Genomic DNA, 19,661 nt, shown 5'->3' on the forward strand with positions numbered 1-19,661 from the left:
GATTCCATGAACGTACCGCAGCGTTGCAACGTATTGATGCTCTATCCGCTGTTCTTGGCGGAGTCGTTCTGGAGCTTTGGCGAATCCTGCGAGCTGATGGGTGTGAAGCGACCCGCGGCCCCCCTCGGCCTGATCACGGTGGCCGCGATGCTGCCGAAGGACTGGACGGTCCGGCTGATCGACTGCAACACCCAGCCCCTTGGTGACGAGGATCTCGCCTGGGCCGATGTCGTGTTCACCGGCGGCATGCTGCCGCAGCAGGCCGATACGCTGCGCCTGATCGAACTCTGCCGCGCCGCCGGCAAGCCGGTGGTCGTCGGCGGACCCGATCCGACGTCGAGCCCCCATGTCTACGAACGGGCCGACTTCCGGGTGCTCGGCGAGGCCGAAAGCGTCATCGACGAGTTCATCGCGGCCTGGGAAAGCGGGGCCCGCGCCGGCGTCTTCACTGCGCCGAAATTCCAGGCCGACGTAACAAAGACGCCGGTGCCACGCTTCGATCTCCTGAAGTTCGAGGACTATCTCTACCTCGGTGTGCAATATTCGCGTGGCTGTCCGTTCACCTGCGAGTTCTGCGACATCATCGAGCTCTACGGCCGTGTGCCGCGCACCAAGACGGTCGAGCAGATGTTTGTCGAGCTCGAGACGCTCTACCGGATGGGCTACCGCGGCCATCTCGACTTCGTCGACGACAATTTCATCGGCAACAAGAAGTCGCTGCGGCAGTTCCTGCCCCAGCTCGCCGAATGGCAGCGCGCGCACGGCTATCCCTTCGAATTGTCCACCGAGGCCTCGGTCAACCTGGCCGACGATCCCGAGCTATTGGAGCTGATGGGCGCGGCCAATTTCTTCGGCATCTTCGTTGGCATCGAAAGTCCGGACCCTGCAACGCTGGTCGCGATGCGGAAGAAGCAGAACACGCGGCGCAACATCGCCGAGAGCATCCACAAGATCTATGCCGCCGGCATGCTCGTCACCGCGGGTTTCATCGTCGGCTTCGACACCGAGAAGGTCTCGATGGCGGAAGCGATGATCGATTTCATCGAGGAGGCCGCGATTCCCGTCGCCATGGTCGGCCTGCTCTATGCGTTGCCGAACACGCAGCTCACGCGCCGACTCGAGCGTGAAGGCCGGCTGCATCCGGGCCACGATCTGGCGCCGACCATCGGCGCCGATCAGTGCACGGACGGCATCAACTTCGATCCGGTCCGCCCGTTGCGCGACATCCTGACGGACTACAAGCGGGTGCTGGAGCACATCTACAGCCCCGCCGCCTACGCAGGACGCGTCGACCGCCTGATGACGCTGCTCGACCGATCCAGGCAGCGCCCCGAGCTCGCCGAGGGCGACATCCGCTCGCGGGTCGGGGCGATGGAGACGGTGCACCGCGTTGTCACCGCCCTTCCCGAAGCGCGCGGGCCGCTGTGGCAGACCTTCATGAACTGCGCCAAGCGCGACACGTCATCGGCACGGATCGCGGTGCAGATGATTGCCGCCTATGCGCATCTCGGGCCGTTCTCGCGCAAGGTCATCGAAGCCATCGACGGGCGCCTCGCTGCGCTCGATGACGAGACGGTCATCCCGACCGCTGCGACGCTCGACACCACCGCAGCCCGGCACCTGGCCTGAAGGCTTACTTCACCGCCAGCCGCAGGAAGCTCATCACGCTGCCGAGCGCGGCAAAGCCGGCGCCGAGGGCCAGCGCGACGGTTGCGCCGTCGTGGCCGGCAAGCGCAAAGCAGAGGGCGGCTAGCGCCGCGCCCGTGGTCTGGCCCGTCAGGCGTGCGGTCGCGACGATGCCGGAGGCGCTGCCGCTGCGGTGCGGCGGCGCGCTCGACATCACCGCCTTCATGTTCGGTGCCTGGAAAAAGCCGAACCCCATGCCGCAGATCACCATCCGCCAGATGATGTCGGGAATGGCAGGATTGGACGGGAGCATCGCGAGCAATGCCATGCCGAGGCCGAGCAGCACGAGCCCGATGCCGCCGAGCAGGCCGACCGCGTGCCGGTCGGAGAGGCGCCCTGCGATCGGCGCCATGATGCCGACCACCAGCGGCCAGGGTGTCATGAAGAAGCCGGTCTCGACCTGCGAACGCCCGAGCACGTCCTCGAAATAGAACGGCAGCGAGACGAAGGCGAGGCCCTGCACGGCGAACGAGCACACCGCGGTCGCTGCCGACAGCGCGAACATCGGCCGGCTGAACAGGTCGATCGGCAGCATCGGCGCGGGATGGTCGGCATGCCGGCGCGTCAGGATGAAGCCGAGTGCGAGGGCCGTGATCAGCTCGATGCCCACGACAACAGGCGACAGATTGTGCGCGGCGCTGCCGATTCCCGTGATGAACAGGCCGAGGCAGGCGGACGCAAGGACTGCGCCGAGGAAGTCGAAGCCATGATCGGCGCGCGGCGTCTTCGGCAGCATTGCAAAGCCGATCCCGATCGCGACGAGGCCGAAAGGAATGTTGACGGCGAACAGCCAGGGCCATGGGCCGACCGCGAGAATGGCGGAGGCGATCGATGGACCGATGGTGAAGGCGGTCGCGACCACGAGCGCGTTGTGGCCAAAACCGCGGCCGAGCATCCGGCCGGGATAGACGAAGCGCACCAGCGCCGTATTGACGCTCATGATGCCGCTGGCCCCCAGGCCCTGCAGCGTGCGCGCGACCAGCAGGCTGTCCAGCGACCACGCCACCGCGCAGAACAGCGAGGCGATGGTGAACAGGATCAGGCCGCCGAGATAGATCCGCTGGTGCCCGACGATCTCGCCGAGCGCACCGAGCGGCAGCAAAGTGGCCACCAGCGCGATCTGGTAGACATTGACCACCCAGACCGATTGCTCCGGCGTGACGTGCAAATCGGCGGCAATGGCTGGCAGCGCGATATTCGCGATCGCGGTGTCGAGGGAGGCCATCGCCAGCGCGGTGAAGATGGCGGCGATCGCCCAGCGCCGCTGCGTGGCCGGAAGGCCGTCGGCAATGGGATGATCGGGCTCGCGCGCGGCGGCAGGTAACGTGATTGTCATTGCCTGGCGCGTTGCTCCGGCGGCGTGGTGAAAGGGGACTTTCGGCATGTACTACGCCGAAGGCCGCTTCCACAGGCATATGCTTGCATGCTGTGTATGCGCGAAGGTGAGGCGATGCGGCCGGCGGCTGGCGTATGATTGCGCCAGCTGCTGCAATCTTGGGGGATCACCATGCAAATCGTCGTTCTGCCCGGTGACGGCATCGGACCGGAGATCACGGCCGCGACATCGGGCGTGCTGCGTGCGGCCTCCGAGCGCTTCCAGCTCAATCTGCGGCTCGAGGAGCACGCGGTCGGGCATGCGAGCCTGAAGCTATCAGGCACGACGGTACGCCCCGAGCTGCTCGACATCGTCCGCGCCGCCGACGGCCTGATCCTGGGGCCAACCGCGACCTTTGACTTCAAGGACGAGGCGCATGGCGAGATCAACCCGTCCAGGCACTTTCGCAAGAGTCTCGACCTCTACGCCAATGTCCGGCCCGCGCGCACCTATGCGGGGCGGCCCGGCCGGCTCGGCGAGTTCGACCTCGTCGTCGTGCGCGAGAACACCGAAGGGTTTTACGCCGACCGCAACATGGAGCAGGGCAATGGCGAGATGCTGGTCACGCCTGACGTCGTGATCTCGCTGCGCCGGATCACGCGCCTCTGCTGCGAGCGTATCGCGCACGCCGCCTGTCGTCTGGCGATGAAGCGGCGGAAGCATCTGACCATCGTGCACAAGGCCAATGTGCTGAAACTCGGCGACGGCATGTTCCTCGACATCTGCCGCACGGCGGCGAAGGGCTATCCCGGCCTCGAAGTCGACGACATCCTGGTCGACGCCATGATGGCGCATGTCGTGCGCAACCCCGATCGCTTCGACGTCATCGTCGCCACCAACATGTTCGGCGACATCCTGTCCGATCTCACGGCCGAGCTCTCCGGCAGCCTCGGCCTCGGCGGCTCGCTGAATGTCGGTGATCGCTTCGCCATGGCGCAGGCCGCGCACGGCTCGGCGCCTGACATCGCGGGGCAGGACGTTGCCAATCCGGTCTCGCTGATCCTGTCGACCGCGTTGCTGCTGGCCTGGCACGGCGAGAAGAGCGGCGCCGTCCGCTACGAGGAAGCGGCGCGTGCGATCGAAGCCGCGGTGGCGAAAGCGATCGGCGAGGGCAGAGCGACGCGCGACGTCGGCGGCAAGCTCGGCACCATCGCGGCAGGTGCTGCGATCGCGGAGATCTTGCAGGCGGAGTGAGCCATCGTCGCGGATGCCTGCGATTTTTTTGGGGGCCAACATAAAAACTCGAAAAACAACCCCATGCACAGTAGCAGGCTCCTTGATCGATAAGGGATTTTCGGAGCGCGTCGCGACGACCTTCGTGACAGTGATCACGTTGACCCGTCGGGCAAAACACTGGCATGATGCTATCGTGCCAGCGGTCGGGGACAAGGGCGCATTCTCATCATGCGCGACGTCCGTTTCCTGACGTCCAGTGGCCCGTCTCCTCTGGCCCGCTTGAGCCAGATCAAGACTCACCCCGCGGCGCCGCCGGACCTTTCCATCAACGCATCCATGGAAAGGGCGGCCCATATGACAACCCTGCTCAGGGAAATCCGGGATACACCTCTGCTCTGGATGCTGGTCTTCGTGCCCATCGTGCTGGTGGCGGACGCGGTCGCCCCGCATTCCCACACGCTGCTGTTCGTGCTCGCCGTGCTTGCGATCGTGCCGCTGGCGGCGCTGCTCAGCCACGCCACCGAAGCGGTCGCCGCCAGAACCGGCGATGCCGTGGGTGGACTGCTCAACGCAACGCTCGGCAATCTGACGGAGCTGATCATCGCCATCACGGCGCTGCGGGCAGGCGAGTACATGCTGGTGAAGGCCTCGATTGCCGGCGCCATCGTCACCAACGCGACATTCATGCTCGGCGCCTGCCTGCTGCTCGGCGGCCTGCGCTACCACGTGCAGGAGTACAACCGTGCCGGCGCGCGCCTGTCGTCCGGCCTGTTGCTGATGGCGACAGTCGCCCTGCTGGCCCCCTCGGCAGTCGCCGACCTCGAGCATTTGCCGCAGGACGGAGGCGTCATTCACAAGCTTAGCGTCGGCATTTCAGTCCTGCTGATCGCGGCTTACGCGCTTGGCCTGTGGTTCTCGCTCGGGACGCACAAGGAATTGTTCGCAAGCGCCGATCACGGCGAGCAGGAGGAAGCGCACTGGCCGATCGGGCTAGCCGTTGGGACGCTGCTGGCCGTCACCGTGCTGGTGGCGCTGGTGAGCGAGATCTTCGTGGAATCGGTGCAGAAGGCGGCGGAGACCTTCGGCATGAGTCCGGCTTTCGTCGGGTTCATCATCGTTTCGCTGGTTGGCGCCGCTGCCGAATTTGCAGTTGCCCTTGCCGCTGCGCGCAAGGACCGCCTCGACATGGTCGTCAGCATTGCGCTCGGCAGCGCCTCCCAGATCGCGCTGTTCGTTGCACCCGCGCTCGTGCTGCTCAGCTATGTCGTGGGACCGACGCCAATGAACCTTCAGTTCTGGCCTGGCGCCGTCACCATGGTGATGATCGCAACAGTCACGGCGACCTTCATCACCACCAGTGGACGCTCGGCATGGTTCGTCGGCGCCCTGATGATCTTCATTTATGCGGTGTTTGCGCTGACGCTGTATGTCGTCCCGCCGGCGGGCGAGGGATGAGGTGCACTCGCCCGCGGGCACAGGGGTGAATTGGCTCATCGGAGAATGGCGGCCCGTGGCGAGCCATCCTCCGAAGCGGCGAATACGTTTCCCGCTAGTAGGCCCAGTAGCTGCCGGTGGGCGGGCAATTGTCGCCGCCGTAGCCATAGCCGTAGTTGCCGCCGCCATAACCGTAATACGATGCGGCCGGGTAGCCATAGCCATAGGCGGGATAACCGCCAGAGTAGCCACCGTAGTACCCGCCATAGCCGCCGTAATAGGCGCTCCGCGCGATTGCGCCGCCGACGACCGCGCCGGCGACCACACCGTAACCGAGGCCGCGATAGCCGTAGCCGCGATAACCCCAGCCGCCGCGGTAGCCCCAGCCGACGCCGCGATAGCCGTAGCCGCCGCCGCGCCAGCCGCCGACCCAGCGCACTTCGGTGGTGGTCTGATCGACCATCGATTTCATCGTCGAAAGATGCGTCGGGATCGGCCCGGCCTGAGCGATTGTGCCTGATAGCAGGGCGCCGGCTCCGGCGAGAACGAAGGTACGCAGGGAATTCGAGGATGTCATGATCGATCATCTCCTTGGCTTACGGGCGGCGCTTTCTGCGCGGCCGTACCCATTCCGGGATGGCAATGCCGCGGCGGGTTTGATCCAGATCAAGCGTCGACGGCGTATCCGGCCTGGACCTCGACGGGATCAATGTGCGATGCCGTCGGTAAGCACGCGCAGGCTCGTGGCGGGCGACTACTTCAAGTCGACCGTATCTTCCGCGATGATTTCTTCGTCGAATCCGGTCGTCCGCAACACGCGTACCGCGGCACGTTTGGCGCCGGCGAACTGATTGCGATCGACGTCCACCTCCGGGGTGGGACGACTCACTGCGATCGTGTCCCACGTCGACTTGTTGTCCGGCTTGACCTGGACCGAGTAGGTTACGCCGGCGACGGGCTGCAAACCGCCGAGTTGGTCGATCCTCAATGGCCGCCGGCTGGCTGCTGCAGCCCCGGCAAGCTCAAGTCCGAAGGTGGCGCCTGCGGTCGGCCCGGAGGGTGCCGCCCCGGCCTCGTACCGGCTGATCTCCTTCCCCTTGAGCTGGAGGCTTACCGACTTCATGCCGCTCACCCGCGGAAGGTCCGCCTGAATCAGACCGACTTCGTTCGGCCGGTCGGGTTCAGCAGATGACCGGCGGATCACGACTGGCTCACGGTAGACTTCCTTGCCGGTGCCGTCGTAGGCTACGAGTTCCACGTCCTTGTCGGTGGCGGCGTCCGACGCGATGGTGGAGACCGACGGGTTCACATACATGATCTTGCCGTCACCAGCGGTCTTGTTGATGGTGGCGACGACGTGAACGAATGATCCGGTCTTGATTTCGGTCTTCATCGGATCCTCCTAGGCGACCGGCGGACCGAKGGCGTCCTCTTCCAAAAGCCGGGTCATTATCGCCTGGTAAGTGTACGCCGATAGCCACTGGTTGTCTGCATAGGTCATCACGTCGTGATATGTGAGCCCCGGCAACGCAGCGGCCGGCAGGCCGAGTTCGTGATCCCCGGTGTCGACACCGACATATTTGTTGTCCGGCTTGCTGATACAGCCGTTCTCATAAGGGAATGTCGGATCGCTCGCGTCCTGCGCGGCGGGGGGAAATCCCGGATGAAACCGGCCGAACGTATGTCCGAGTTCGTGAGCACCGTACCAGTCGGCGTACGACGCGTCGCGATCGCCGGCAAATCCGTTCGGCACGCCCGCGGGTCCGGAAGCGACGGTGTCCGGCTGGGGCGTGCCCGGAATCGCGAACGCCTTTCCTCGCATGAAGTTGTTGGACGCGTTATCGTCGACGAGACCGTAATAGTGCGTGCGCGGGTCGACGCCGCTGCTCACCTCGCGGCTTCGCAGCGCGGCGATCTGGGCATTGGCGAGATCGACCGTCGAGTCGTCGAACGGTGCGGCAAAATCCGCGTCCACCACCATGTGGGACCATTCGAGCGCGGCGACAGGATAGGCGCGATTGAGAAACGACCTGAGATACGAAAAGTGGACCGCAGCGGGTGTGACGGTCGTCGTGCCCGCTTTGTATCGAAGGCCGATCACCCGGATGCGCAGCGGCGGCGCCGCCGCGAATGTGACGGGCGCGATGTTGAACGCCGCCGCCGGAAGGTCGCCGCCTCCGGGCTGAAAGATGCGGCTGATGCGCAAGTTGAGTGTGCCCGCGCCGATGGCCGCGGCCGGCAGGCGGAAGTTCAGGCTCTTGTCGATGTCTTCCCGCTGTTCGCGGAGACTGAAGGGCGAGCCCGGGTCTACCCGAAGCGAGTTGAGGGCCGGGAGGAACGTGTCGCCTCCGCCGCTCCGGCTCCACGCAATTTCCGCGGTGATCTGACCGGGCTGCGACACCGAAGTCGGCTCAAGATAGAGGCGAACGAGCGTCGCCTTATCGGCGACCAGCGGCACCGAATTCGTCACGTCCTGAACGCACTGGACGATCTCGACGCCGCGCACCTGCACGCCGGTCTGCGGCTGAGCGAGGCCGAGCGGGCGGCGCTTGCGAGGTTTGAGTCTGGGAACGCCCGAGCCGCGATGCACGCACATCATGCACATGGTGTTGTTCCGGCTTTGATGACCCGTAACGCGAGCTTCGCTTTGTCGCGTGGACTTTAGGTCTACATTGATACTATACTACTCGCTATAATTGAACAAAGCCAACCCTGCGGATCGGTCATTTGGACGCAGCGCGGTTGACATAGCCTGTTGTCGGAGCCGGTTGCGAAAGGCCCCCGCACAGCAAGTTCTGCGGCGAATTATTTGCGCGGAGGACGTTCGATGCTGCATCGCTTTCAGTCGCGTGGGCTCGGCGCGGCAGCTGCTCCGCAGAGCACCGCGCCGCCACGTTCGGAGTTCGAGCCGATCGAGGACATCCGCGCCTCGTTCATCGACAAATTCCAGAGGCGGCGGATCGAGGCCGGCGAGAAGCCCGCCGCCCTGAGGCGCAGCCTGAACGGACAGCCGATCGACGAGCCGGACCATCCGCGCTGATGGCCTCGCGGCAAGTCTCGTGCGACGCCTCCGTTTTTGGACAATCCCTTTTGATATCGAGGTCAGACGATGATCGATCCAAACGCAATTGCAGCGTTGAAAGTCTATCCGCCCATCGGCGTCGCCCGCGTTGGCAACGCGCAAGGCGCCGGCGACTACGTCATCGGCCCCGAGATGATCGGCGGTGCGTCGACCTTGCCCGGCACGACGCCGGAACAGCCGGCTCGCTTTGTCGAGGACTTTCGCACCGCGAACGGAGAGATCAAGCGGCAAGCCGCGCGCTTCCGCATCTACGCCCACATGAAGGACGGCAGCGTGCAGGAGGTGACCGCTGCATCCGCGAAGATCGAGTGGCGCGTCTGCATCGCAAACCTCAAGGCCGGCTGGTACGAGTTCAACCAGGCAATGGACCTCGGCCCGCTGAGCCAGAACGCGTTGCAGCGAAATCGCGAGCTGGTTTTGCCGGACGCCAGGTGGAAGCTCGACATCACGCCAACCCCGCGAAGCATCGCGGGGCAGGGGGCTGGCCCGATCAGGCTGGACGATGGCGCGTTCTGGGCTTCGCCGGTCTATCTCGGCGAGCTTCGTACCGATGAGGAGGGGCGGCTGATCTTCCTCGGCGGCAATGGAGTTTCGCGGCCTTTCCGCAAAGGGACCCGGCCCCTGACTTTCGCCAACAATCCAGGTTGGCACGATGACGTCAGCGACGGGCCGGTGCGGGCGCAAGTGACATTTGCGGGGCATGCACCGATCGATGCGGAGCCCGGCTATGTCTGCGTTACGCCGCCGAATTACGCGCCGGGGCTGTTCGGTCTCGTCACGATGGACGACGTGGTGCGGGAAGTGTTCTACGACAAGGGCTGGATTCCACGACCGGTCAAGACCTCGTTCGTCAACGACGTGCAACCAATCTTTCAGCGCCTGACCGGACTGCAATGGGTCAACCACGGGCTCTTCGTCGTTCATGGTTTTGGCTCGCCGCTCGACGCGCAGAATGCGCAAGTCCTCGCCAAGCTCAACGACGCGTCTGCTGCGAATGCGGCGTGGCGCGCGGCCGTGCTGGCGTTGTTTCGCGATCCAGGCGCGAGCGGCGCACTGATCGAAGATCAGATAGCGCAGGTGTTCGGCGATGCGGTCGACCAATTCTTCGAAGGTCCGCCGAAGCCTTCGAATTCGCTGCTTGCCGTGACGAAGACCCAGTACGCGCACCTCAAGCGCTGGGCTGCTGGAACATTCGACGCCGACGGGCCGTCGCACCAGCCGCCGCAGGCGCAGGACTTCGATGCCCTGCCTCCCGAGGTCCAGGTCAAGCATCTCGAGCGCGCATCCTTGCACGATTGTCTCGGCGGCCCATTCCATCCCGCGATGGAGATGACATGGGTGATGCGGATTCCGCTGATGTGGGCATCGGCGTATCGGCTGAAGGTCCTGGCCGGTGAGCAACCAGCGCGGCAGGACTTCGGGGGTACTCTCACTCCGGCGGTCTGCACCGGCGCGAATGGTCCGCACGATGGTGTCGCAGCCGGCTGCCTCACCCGCTTCCTTGGCGTGCCGTGGCAGACTGATCATACCTCGTGCAATTCGGCGGCCGACTACTTCCCGTCGACGTTCCTGTCGATGCCGACGTTCTGGGGACCGCGTGCCCCGGATCAGGTTCTGGCAGACGGAAACTATCTGCGTGCGGCCGCCATCGCGCCTCTCGGCCAGGCGACGCAACAGCAGACCTTCAAGCACCTGATGAACCGGGTCGACTGGTTGCGCGACATCCGCGGCAACGATTACTATGACCGCCTGTCGAACATGATTGCGGAATGGTCCGAGCTCGGCATGGTGTTGCCGGTGAAGAACGCGCCTGCATCTCTGCCGGTGCAGGATCTGCGGGTCGAGCAGGGACGCCGCGACAGCAGCGGGCCGATCGATGTCACGGCCGATCCGAAGTACCACGCGGTCGAAGACATGGAGAGCCTTTTCTTGCCGCAGACGACGGCAGGCCTGGCGCAGCGGCGCGGTGCACGCAAGACGGCTCCCCCGCCGAAGCGGACCTATCGCCCGGGCGAGATCTGACCTTGGACGTGCTGCGCACCGACTGTCTCGTGGTCGGCGCGGGGCCTGCCGGCTTGACCGCCGCACGCCTGCTGGCCCTTAGGGGCCGCACGGTCATTGTCGCAGATTCCGGCGTCACGCCGACGACGCGGCTTGAGCTGCTTGCTCCGGCCTCGCTCGTCACTGTCGCGGCGGTGGGACTTGAACATCTGCTCGACGATCCGGCGATCGCCCGAGCCTGTCTCGGGATTCGACGAACACACCGTTCGGGCGCGTCGGACTACGAGGACTTTCTGCGTCATCCCTGCCGCGTCGGGTATGTGGTCGATCGCGGCCGTTTCGACCAGCGCCTTCGCGACGAGGCTGTCGCCGTCGGGGTTACATTTTACGGGCTGCGCGCAATCGGCGTCACGCCGGACCGCGGCGTTATCTGTCGTGCGAGCGATAGCGCTCGGACGAAGCTCGTCCTTGCGGAGATCGTTGTCGATGCAACGGGGCGCGCCGCCGCGATTGCGCGGCGCCGGGGCGCGCGCGTGGCCGCCCGGGATCGCATGGTCGCCGAACTGGTCGAGGATGCGGCTGACGGCGCGACGGCCGGTTCCGCATCGTGGCTCGAATACAGCAGCGATGGACCGACCTGGTCTTACCGCATCAGTGGGCCGCGAGGGCGTGTGCAGACTTGGCGCATTCGCAGATCCGGCACACCGGCTGGAGATGCGCTGCTCAGCGTGGACGCGTCGGCTTGCCTCCTCTCGGAGGCCGCGGGCGAAGGTTGGATTGCAGTGGGCGATGCGGCGATGGCGTTCGATCCGATTGCCTCTCAGGGGCTGTTCAACGCATTGTCGTCCGCTTTGGTCGCGACGGGTGCGCTGTTGTCGGCTGATCGGCTGAGCCCGACCTCGGCGCGATTGTATTCCGACGCGGTCGCCACAACATTCCTTCACTGCGAAGCAGGCCGTATCAGCGTCTATGGCACCATGCCTCCGGCGCCGCAGTCATGGGCCGATCCGGCAAAAACGATCGCGCAATGAAGCATGATTTCGCAGGCCGATCGGGCTCCGAAGCCCGCTCCACGCTTTTCGGGATGATCCTCTAACCCTGCAGCCGGGGAACGAGACGTGTCGCGTTCCGATGGCCGATCGCATCGAGATCGTCTGTCGAGAGGCCAAGCTTCTGCAACTGCGCGAACTGGCCAAGGCTGAAGTACGGATAGTCGCTGCCATAGGTGATCTGCGAGGCGGGCACGAGCTTGAGCAGCGCGGCCATGGACGGCGCGAAAGTCGCATTCGCGGTGTCGTAGTGAAGCCGGCGTAGTTCGCCTTCGATTCCGTCCGGCGCAAACTCCTTCAGGTCGGGCCGCGCCCCATAGAATGAATTGATGCGCCCGGCCATCATCGGTATCGTGCCGCCGGCGTGCGAGAATAGCCATTTGATGTCGCGGTGGCGGGCGAATGCGCCGCTGAGCAGAAGGCTCGTCACGGTCCGTGTGGTGTCGTGCGGGACTTCGATCACCGCCGGGAACGTGCCGACACTGAGCGCGCTACAGCAACTCGCGACCAGCGGATGCACATAAACGACCGCCTTGCGACGGTTCAGCTCCTCGAACACCGGCCTGTAAGCGGCATTGCCGAGCCATTTGTCGCCGTAGCTGCTTTGCAGCCCGATCCCGTCCGCCTTCAGCGTGTCGAACGCATATTCGATCTCCCTGAGCGTGGCATCGACGTCCTGCATCGACAAGGTCGCGAACAGGCCGAAATGGCCCGGATGGTCGCGCATCATGTCCGCCGCGTACTCGTTGCAGGCGCGCGCGAGCCGGCCGGCTTCCGCCGGCCCGAGGTCGAACCACACGCCTGGCGTGGAGGCGACCGACAGGATGCCTGTGCGTATGCCATTGCGGTCCATGTCCTCGACGAGCTTCTCGCGGGTCCAGGCCACCTGGCCGGGAAAGTGCGGCTGCTTGCGTGCGTCTTCGTAGCCAAGCCAGAGCTTTTGATACTCAGGCGGATAGAAATGAAGGTGAGTATCGATCAGCGCCGGCTTGGTCTGTCCGTGCACCGCAACGGCGGGGACGGCCGCGGCCAGGCCAAGTGCACCAACGCCCGCGAGGAAGCCGCGGCGCGACGAGGGCGGGCCGTAGCAGGTGGGGCAGGCGTGATGCCCTCGAGATTTTTGATCCCATTTGTTCATGTTGCACGTCTCCCGTGACGAACTGGCAAAGCCAAGGCCTGTGGTGCTTCTATCGGCAGAACGTTTCGTCCCTCCGCTGTCTGTGGTGCGGCCGCAGCGGGGCAATGATTGTTGGGGATTGGAATACGCCGATTTTTCGTCGCCGAACGATGCCTCGCGTCACGCCTGTGCATCGCCGCCGCAACTTTGTGTGAACGCCTCTCCAATTCTCCCGCGAGATGCTCCCTGATGTCGCGAGGTTGACCCGTCGGGCGAAACACTGGCAAAATGCGATGGCGGCGAAGATTTGCGATGACCGCAATCACTTTCAGTGAGTGGATCGATGAAGTCTGACAGGGATGGCATCAACCTCGCGGCCAAGCCAAGCGGAACGGGTTGCGCGGAATGCTCGGCTGCTGGCGGATGGTGGTTTCATCTTCGCAGATGTGTCGAATGCGGTCACATCGGCTGCTGTGATACGTCACCCAATCAGCATGCAACGAAGCATAACGCGGCGACGGGTCACCCGATCATCACGAGCTTCGAGCCGGGCGAACGGTGGTTTTACGACTATCGCACGGGACAGCCCTTCGCGGGCCCGAAGCTGCAAGGCCCGCACGCGCATCCGTTGGACCAGCCGGTGCCCGGGCCGGACGGCGCGGTGCCTCCGGACTGGCAATCGCTGCTGCATGAATAGGTCGCAGCCTCTGGCAACTGGTCCATAGCAGACGAGCGCGTTTAGCAGCGGGGCTGCTTCCGGGCATCGCGCGTGAACTCACGGGCGGACGTCTTGCGCGAACTCTCGGCACCCGTGAATCCCCCATTGGAACCCTCACTGGTGTCCGTGACGCCGGATCAGCGACATTGCAAATGCAACGCGATCCTCGCGAAGATGAAATTCTCACGCAACGTAGCATCGAGATATTGCCCTCCCGACGTTCTGCAGGAGCCTCATTGCGCGTGAGGACTACAGATCGTTTGCATCGATCGCCGCCGCCTCAGCCGGGCCTTCGCGGATATCGAAAGGAGAACGCCTGTGCAGCCTGCTCTCGACCATCCTGCTTCCACGCCATATTGTTCTATGCCTTCACCACCGACCGACATCGAGGTCACGAGAAGGGATGACGGCACCCTGATATTGCGATCGCGGATTATGCTCGCTGGAGTGAGCGGGACGATTTGCGCATACCTTCCCCACTGGGCTCAGGAAACGCCGGACCGCGTCTTTCTCGCGCAACGAACCCGCGACAATGCATGGCAGTCGATCAGCTATGGCGAATTCTGGTCTCGAGTGCGCTCGGTCGGGCAGGCGCTGATTGATCGGGGTGGCGCAGCGGGCGATACGCTGGCCATCCTGTCCGGCAATTCGATCGAGAATGCGGTGATCCAGTTCGCCGCGATGTCGATCGGTCTGCAGGTTGCGCCGATCTCGCCAAGCTACAGTCTTCTGCCAGGTGGCCTCAGCCGCATCGAAGACATCGCGAAGGTCCTCACGCCGAAGTTTGTGTTTGCCCAGAAGGCGGATCCCTTCGTGCAAGCCCGTGCCATCCCCGGCTTTGCGCAGGCCGAATGGATAACGGCGGAAGAGGCGGCGGATACCACGCCGCTGTCGGAGCTATCCGCCGCGACACCGGGTCACGCGTTTGAGGCGGCGTTCGCAGCACTCGGACCGGAGACCGTCGGCAAAATCCTGTTCACGTCGGGATCGACCGGCTCTCCCAAGGGAGTGATCAATACCCATCGCATGATGTCGAGCGTGCTGCAGATGGCCGCTCAGGTCACGCCGGTCTCGCAGCCCCTGGTTCAGATCGAATGGCTGCCCTGGCATCATACCATGGGCTGCAACGTCATACTGAATGGGATTCTGAAGAACGGCGGCTCTCTCTATATCGACGATGGCCGACCGACGCCCGAAGCGTTTCATCGAACAATCGCCAATCTGCACGACGTCTCTCCGACGGCCTCATTCAATGTCCCAACCGGTTACGCGTTGTTATGCGCCGCGCTCGGCGAGGATCCAGACCTGAGGCGGAAGTTCTTCCATCGCATCGACAGAATGATTTTCGGGGGCGCGGCGATCCCGGCGGCCGTAATGGCAACGCTTCAGGAATATGCAATCGAAGTCCGCGGCGAGCGAGTTCCGATTTTGGCCGGATACGGCGCCACGGAAGCCGGGCCGACCATCTGCGTGTCTTATCGACCGTGCGAAGCGCCGGGAGAGATCGGCTTGCCGGCACCCGGCATCGAACTCAAGCTGGTTCCGGCGATGGACGGTTACGAGGCGCGGGTCCGTGGCCCGAACGTCATGCCCGGTTATTTCGGATTACCCGAATTGTCTGCGGCGGCATTCGACGAAGAGGGCTTCTATCGGGTAGGCGACGCGGTCTCGTTCATCGATCCCGCCGATCTCTGCCGCGGCCTGAGGTTTTCCGGGCGTCTCTCGGAGAATTTCAAAATGATGACAGGCACGTGGGTGCTCGTCGGCGAGCTGCGTGCCGCCATCCTGGACCGGATGGGCGGCGTGCTGCAGGATCTGGTCATCGGAGGCGAGGGCCGCGATTCTCTCGTCGCGCTGGTATGGCTCAATCCGGACCGTGCAAGGCGACATGCTAACGGCGCAGCAGGCGCGGATTCCGGTGACACCCTTTCATTGGATTCCGGCGTTCGCGCATACGTCCATCGGGTCTTGACCGAGCATAACCTAGCGGCAGCGACCAACGCGCGGATATCGGCCGTTGCCATCCAGATCCAGCCGCTGTCGCTCGCGGCAGGCGAGACAACGGACAAGGGCTACATCAATCAGCGCGGGGTCCTGAAGAACCGTTCCGCCATTCTCGACAGTCTCTATAGCGGAGCAGCCTCGCCGCACATCATCCGGCTTGCCTCTCATCCACGCGCGTTGTCGACGGCAGGAAATGCAGTCACGTCGACTGATGCATGACCAGAGAGCCCGGCCGCCGACCTTCCGAGCGTGTTTCTTAAAGGGACCGCCTCTGCGTCATTGACGGCGGCGACGCCAGTAGATTTGGACGAGTGTGCGGCGAACGCCGCAACCCCAACGCGCCGCCGCGGCGATGCCGCAGCCGGCCCTGCCTTTCATTCAACCCGCGAAGCCCAAATTCTCACCATTGGCCTCGGCTTGCTCATTTCGGCGGCTTGGAATATGTATAGACATGCGGTCCATCATCGCGGCCGCAACATCACGTCAGTCAACACCGAGGTCGGCCCCGATGTGATCCTGGTGGACGAGCCGTTCGGCCCGTATGGTGATGCAAAGCGATCTCCAGACGTTGTCGATGGAAGCCGGCGCCACCGCTAGGTCCAAAGTCAGAGCGCAAAATAGACGGTCATCGCTGTAACGATCAGGCCCAGCACAACGGCGAGCACCAGTTCTGTCTTGATGCCGCCGGCGGAATGAGATTGTGCGTCGTCAATCATTCGGCCAGTCCTGATGAAGCGAAAGAGCGAAATCACGATGATTGCGATCCCGATCGCGATCAGCGCGAGGCCGTCATAGTGACTGAACGCTCCCGTGAAGCGATCGAATTGCAGTCGGGACCCGATCTCCGTCCTGTTGGCTTCAGCGATAGTTCGGACGAAGAGGTTGAATTTCTCGACGACAAAGCCAAACGCGATGATTGCGATGCCCGTCCTGACCCAGGCGAGAAAAGTCCGCTCGTTTGCCGCGTGGTCTGAGTATCTCTCAATCATCGAGACCTCTCTGGTTGCTGTCGATGGGGTTCGTCGCGCGCTATTCCCGCAGGAGCGGAGCGGCGGGGCGCAATGTATGCGAAGCCAGGGCAAGCCCTCAGAACTGATACCGCCGCAGCCCCCCATCCACCGGGATCACCGTCCCCGTGATGTACCGCGCCACCGGCGACGCCAAAAACACCGCGAGCGCTGCCAGATCCTCCGGCTCGCCCCAATAGCCGACCGGGATTTCTTCTTCGGCAAAGCGCTCGCGATAACCCGGCGGATAGTTGCGGCGGATCTGTTCGCTCATGATGCGGCCGGGCGGGATGCAGTTGATGGTGATGCCGTGCTCGCCGATCTCGCGCGACAGGCCCTTGGCCCAGGCGTGCACGGCGGCCTTGGCGGCGAAGGCGGCGTTGAGTCCCTCCGGCTCGGACTTGCCGGTGATGTTGACGATGCGGCCCCATTTGCGTTCGATCATCTGCGGCAGCAGCGCATGCGCGATGCGGCGGTAGCTGGTGAAGTTCAGCGCGATCGCCTCGTCCCATTTGCTGTCGGGCGCATCGACGGGAAGGGGGCGGCTGCCGCCGGCATTGTTGATGAGGATGTCGACATGGCCGAGCTCCTTTTGCGCAAAGGCCGCGATGTTCTCCGCGGCGTCCTTCGCCATCACGTCCTGCTCGAACGACGTGATCAGGCCGGAGCCGACTTCCTTCACCAGCTCGGCAAGGAGATCAGTGCGCCGCGCCACGCCGACGACGCGGACGCCTTCGGCAGCCAGGCCCTTGGCGATGGCGCGGCCGATGCCGATGCTCGCTCCTGTCACGACTGCGGTTTTCGATTTGAGCCCGAGGTCCATGGTCACACGCTCTCTTGTTTGCTTTTTGCTTCTTGTCGTTCGTTTCCTGCCCGTCCCGCCGGCTTCGCGAATTGCCTGAGCGGGACGAGCAGTGGTAACCAAGAGCCTCGACGAAGGAAACACGAAAAAGAAAAGGCGTTGAGCAATGGTCTGGGATCCGCAGCAATACCTGAAATTCTCCGGCCATCGGCTTCGGCCCGCCGTCGACCTCTTGATGCGGATTCCGGATTTCGCCCCGCGCGCGATCGCCGATCTCGGGGCAGGGGCCGGCAACGTGACAAAACTGATCAAGGAGCGCTGGCCGGACGCGACCGTGACCGGTGTCGAGGGCTCGGCCGAGATGGTGGCCGCCGGCCGCAAGGCGGCGCCGGATGTGGAATGGTCGCACGAGGATCTCGGCCATTGGCGCCCCGCCAGGCAATACGATTTGATCTATTCCAATGCCGCACTGCACTGGCTGCCCAATCATGCGGCGCTGTTTCCGTCGGTCATGGAGAAGGTGACGCCCGGCGGCATGCTTGCGGTGCAGATGCCGCGCAACTTCCTCGCGCCATCGCATGTGCTGATCGGCGAGACGGCGCTGAACGGTCCGTGGCGGTCAAAGGTAGAGCATCTCGTTACCCCGCCGCCGGTCGAAGGGCCGGCCTTCTATCATGATTTGCTCGCGCCGCTTTCCCAGAACGTTGACATCTGGGAGACCGAATATCTGCAGGTGCTCGAAGGCGACAATCCCGTGAAGGAATGGACCAAGGGGACCTGGCTGACGCGCTATCTCGACATCCTGCAGGGCGACGAGAAGGCCGCGTTCGAGGCCGCCTATGGCGAGCGGGTGGCGAAGGCCTATCCGAAGAATGCGGCGGGGCAGACGCTGTTTCCGTTCCGGCGTCTGTTCATGGTCGCCCAGCGCAAGGGCTGATCGCACCGCCGCAATGCGACATAAACCGTTCGCAACCCGGGACTGGAAGCGGGTCCCGGGTTGCGCGGACAACAGCCATCAAGCTAGCTTGCCTGCGGCAAATTGGGCTTAGGTCTAGTTGTTCGGGTGGTGGATTGCTGCCACTACTGGGCTGCAAACCGGGCTGCAAAACAAAAAGAACCCGGTTTTAGAGGTTGTTGGGAGGTTACTTCATGCGCAAGCTGCTTCTTGCGGTCGCCGCCGCAGCTATTCTTGTGACCCCAGCGGTGGCACAGGCCCAGAGCCCGATCGTCATCAAGTTCAGCCACGTCGTCGCCAACGACACCCCGAAGGGCAAGGGCGCGCTGAAGTTCAAGGAACTCGCCGAGAAGTACACCGACGGCAAGGTCAAGATCGAAGTCTATCCGAACTCCTCGCTCTACAAGGACAAGGAGGAGATCGAGGCGCTTCAGCTCGGTTCGGTGCAGATGCTGGCGCCCTCGACTGCGAAATTCGCGCCGCTCGGCATCAAGGAGTTCGAGGCGCTCGATCTGCCCTGGCTGTTCAAGGACGACGAGACCTATTCCAGCGCGATGAAGGGCACGATCGGCAAATGGCTGTTCCAGAAGCTCGAGGCCAAGGGCATCACGGGGCTCGCCTATTGGGACAACGGCTTCCACATGGTGTCGTCGAACCGCGCGTTGATGAAGCCTGAGGATTTCAAGGGCCTGAAATTCCGCATCTCCGGATCGAAGATCGCCGACCAGTATTTCCGCCTGATGGGCTCGATCCCGCAGATCATGGCGTTCTCCGAAGTCTACCAGGCGCTCCAGACCGGCGTGGTCGACGGCTGCGAAAACACCGCGTCGAACTACCTGACCCAGAAGTTCTACGAGGTGCAGAAGGACATCACAGTGTCCTATCACGCGCATCTGCAATATGCGGTCATCGTCAACTCGAAATTCTGGTCCGGCCTGCCGCCCGACATCCGCACCCAGCTCGAGAAGGCGATGGTGGATGCAACCGAGTACACCAACCAGATCGCGCACCAGGAGAACGAGGACGCGCTGGCCGAGATCAAGAAGGCGGGCAAGACCAAGCTGCATTATCTGACTGACGCCGACCGCAAGGCGTGGCAGGAATCGATGCGGCCGACTTATACATGGGCAAAGGGTCGGGTCGGGCAGGAGGTGCTCGATCTCGTCGCCAAGGAACTCGACGTCAAGATGAACTGACGCGTTTTCCGCAAGGACAATACGAACGGTCGGGAGTGTGCGCACTTCCGGCCGTTTCG

18 protein-coding genes are annotated in these 19,661 nt (G+C 63.8%); 11 read left to right on the forward strand and 7 right to left on the reverse strand.

Annotated features, from left to right (window positions below; translation table 11 throughout):
* Positions 1–6: 6 nt before the first annotated feature.
* On the forward strand, positions 7–1,629 hold the full coding sequence (locus AB4Z51_RS27145; protein WP_085404485.1) for a B12-binding domain-containing radical SAM protein: 1,623 nt from the start codon (positions 7–9) through the stop codon (positions 1,627–1,629).
* A gap of 4 nt (positions 1,630–1,633) precedes the next feature.
* Here the strand turns inward: AB4Z51_RS27145 and AB4Z51_RS27150 are convergent, their stop codons facing one another.
* Positions 1,634–3,022 (reverse strand): MFS transporter, encoded by a 1,389-nt coding sequence (locus AB4Z51_RS27150; RefSeq protein ID WP_085404484.1) that lies wholly within the window; start codon positions 3,020–3,022, stop codon positions 1,634–1,636.
* 171 nt (positions 3,023–3,193) lie between these two features.
* Between AB4Z51_RS27150 and AB4Z51_RS27155 the strand changes: the two genes are divergently transcribed.
* Both AB4Z51_RS27155 and cax read left to right on the forward strand, forming a co-directional pair.
* Positions 3,194–4,255, forward strand: coding sequence for an isocitrate/isopropylmalate dehydrogenase family protein (locus tag AB4Z51_RS27155; RefSeq protein ID WP_085404483.1), 1,062 nt, complete (start codon positions 3,194–3,196; stop codon positions 4,253–4,255).
* A 336-nt stretch (positions 4,256–4,591) separates the two neighbouring features.
* Positions 4,592–5,692, forward strand: a complete 1,101-nt coding sequence (gene cax / locus AB4Z51_RS27160; protein WP_085404482.1) for a calcium/proton exchanger — start codon at positions 4,592–4,594, stop codon at positions 5,690–5,692.
* Positions 5,693–5,786: 94 nt separating this feature from the next.
* On the opposite strand, the gene AB4Z51_RS27165 is transcribed toward cax, so the two are convergent.
* The 3 genes from AB4Z51_RS27165 to AB4Z51_RS27175 all read right to left on the reverse strand — a co-directional run bounded on the left by AB4Z51_RS27165 (position 5,787) and on the right by AB4Z51_RS27175 (position 8,270).
* A complete protein-coding gene (locus AB4Z51_RS27165; protein WP_085404481.1) occupies positions 5,787–6,248 on the reverse strand; it encodes a hypothetical protein in 462 nt (153 codons plus the stop codon).
* A gap of 177 nt (positions 6,249–6,425) precedes the next feature.
* A complete protein-coding gene (locus tag AB4Z51_RS27170; protein ID WP_085404480.1) occupies positions 6,426–7,064 on the reverse strand; it encodes a hypothetical protein in 639 nt (212 codons plus the stop codon).
* 9 nt (positions 7,065–7,073) lie between these two features.
* Positions 7,074–8,270: a hypothetical protein gene (locus tag AB4Z51_RS27175; protein ID WP_441498352.1), complete on the reverse strand. Its 1,197-nt coding sequence runs from the start codon at positions 8,268–8,270 to the stop codon at positions 7,074–7,076.
* A 228-nt stretch (positions 8,271–8,498) separates the two neighbouring features.
* Between AB4Z51_RS27175 and AB4Z51_RS27180 the strand changes: the two genes are divergently transcribed.
* The 3 genes from AB4Z51_RS27180 (at position 8,499) to AB4Z51_RS27190 (ending at position 11,785) form a co-directional block, all read left to right on the forward strand.
* A complete protein-coding gene (locus AB4Z51_RS27180) occupies positions 8,499–8,711 on the forward strand; it encodes a hypothetical protein (protein WP_085404479.1) in 213 nt (70 codons plus the stop codon).
* Positions 8,712–8,780: 69 nt separating this feature from the next.
* On the forward strand, positions 8,781–10,775 hold the full coding sequence (locus AB4Z51_RS27185; RefSeq protein WP_085404478.1) for a LodA/GoxA family CTQ-dependent oxidase: 1,995 nt from the start codon (positions 8,781–8,783) through the stop codon (positions 10,773–10,775).
* A gap of 8 nt (positions 10,776–10,783) precedes the next feature.
* Positions 10,784–11,785 carry an NAD(P)/FAD-dependent oxidoreductase gene (locus AB4Z51_RS27190; RefSeq protein ID WP_354114756.1) on the forward strand — a complete coding sequence of 334 codons (1,002 nt, stop codon included), beginning with the start codon at positions 10,784–10,786 and terminating at the stop codon, positions 11,783–11,785.
* A 61-nt stretch (positions 11,786–11,846) separates the two neighbouring features.
* Here AB4Z51_RS27190 and AB4Z51_RS27195 read toward each other — a convergent pair whose 3' ends face one another.
* A complete protein-coding gene (locus AB4Z51_RS27195) occupies positions 11,847–12,941 on the reverse strand; it encodes an amidohydrolase family protein (RefSeq protein ID WP_085404476.1) in 1,095 nt (364 codons plus the stop codon).
* A 322-nt stretch (positions 12,942–13,263) separates the two neighbouring features.
* Between AB4Z51_RS27195 and AB4Z51_RS27200 the strand changes: the two genes are divergently transcribed.
* The 3 genes from AB4Z51_RS27200 to AB4Z51_RS27210 all read left to right on the forward strand — a co-directional run bounded on the left by AB4Z51_RS27200 (position 13,264) and on the right by AB4Z51_RS27210 (position 16,239).
* Positions 13,264–13,617 carry a UBP-type zinc finger domain-containing protein gene (locus tag AB4Z51_RS27200; protein WP_085404475.1) on the forward strand — a complete coding sequence of 118 codons (354 nt, stop codon included), beginning with the start codon at positions 13,264–13,266 and terminating at the stop codon, positions 13,615–13,617.
* A gap of 468 nt (positions 13,618–14,085) precedes the next feature.
* Positions 14,086–15,861: an AMP-binding protein gene (locus AB4Z51_RS27205; protein WP_441498353.1), complete on the forward strand. Its 1,776-nt coding sequence runs from the start codon at positions 14,086–14,088 to the stop codon at positions 15,859–15,861.
* 60 nt (positions 15,862–15,921) lie between these two features.
* Positions 15,922–16,239: a hypothetical protein gene (locus AB4Z51_RS27210; RefSeq protein WP_441498354.1), complete on the forward strand. Its 318-nt coding sequence runs from the start codon at positions 15,922–15,924 to the stop codon at positions 16,237–16,239.
* 8 nt (positions 16,240–16,247) lie between these two features.
* On the opposite strand, the gene AB4Z51_RS27215 is transcribed toward AB4Z51_RS27210, so the two are convergent.
* Entirely contained in the window at positions 16,248–16,631 is a 384-nt protein-coding gene (locus AB4Z51_RS27215; protein ID WP_028150113.1) for a YidH family protein, read from the reverse strand.
* A gap of 97 nt (positions 16,632–16,728) precedes the next feature.
* Complete coding sequence (locus AB4Z51_RS27220; protein WP_085404556.1) at positions 16,729–17,472, reverse strand: SDR family NAD(P)-dependent oxidoreductase; 744 nt, start codon at positions 17,470–17,472, stop codon at positions 16,729–16,731.
* A 145-nt stretch (positions 17,473–17,617) separates the two neighbouring features.
* Here AB4Z51_RS27220 and AB4Z51_RS27225 point away from each other — a divergent pair, with 145 nt between their 5' ends.
* Together AB4Z51_RS27225 and AB4Z51_RS27230 are read left to right on the forward strand one after the other, a co-directional pair.
* The gene (locus AB4Z51_RS27225) at positions 17,618–18,388 is read left to right on the forward strand and encodes a methyltransferase domain-containing protein (RefSeq protein ID WP_028150111.1); all 771 of its coding nucleotides are present in this window, start codon (positions 17,618–17,620) and stop codon (positions 18,386–18,388) included.
* Positions 18,389–18,600: 212 nt separating this feature from the next.
* Positions 18,601–19,602, forward strand: a complete 1,002-nt coding sequence (locus AB4Z51_RS27230) for a DctP family TRAP transporter solute-binding subunit (protein WP_085404471.1) — start codon at positions 18,601–18,603, stop codon at positions 19,600–19,602.
* Positions 19,603–19,661: the final 59 nt, after the last annotated feature.

This window comes from Bradyrhizobium sp. 2TAF36 (assembly GCF_052114925.1).
Lineage (GTDB): Bacteria > Pseudomonadota > Alphaproteobacteria > Rhizobiales > Xanthobacteraceae > Bradyrhizobium > Bradyrhizobium barranii.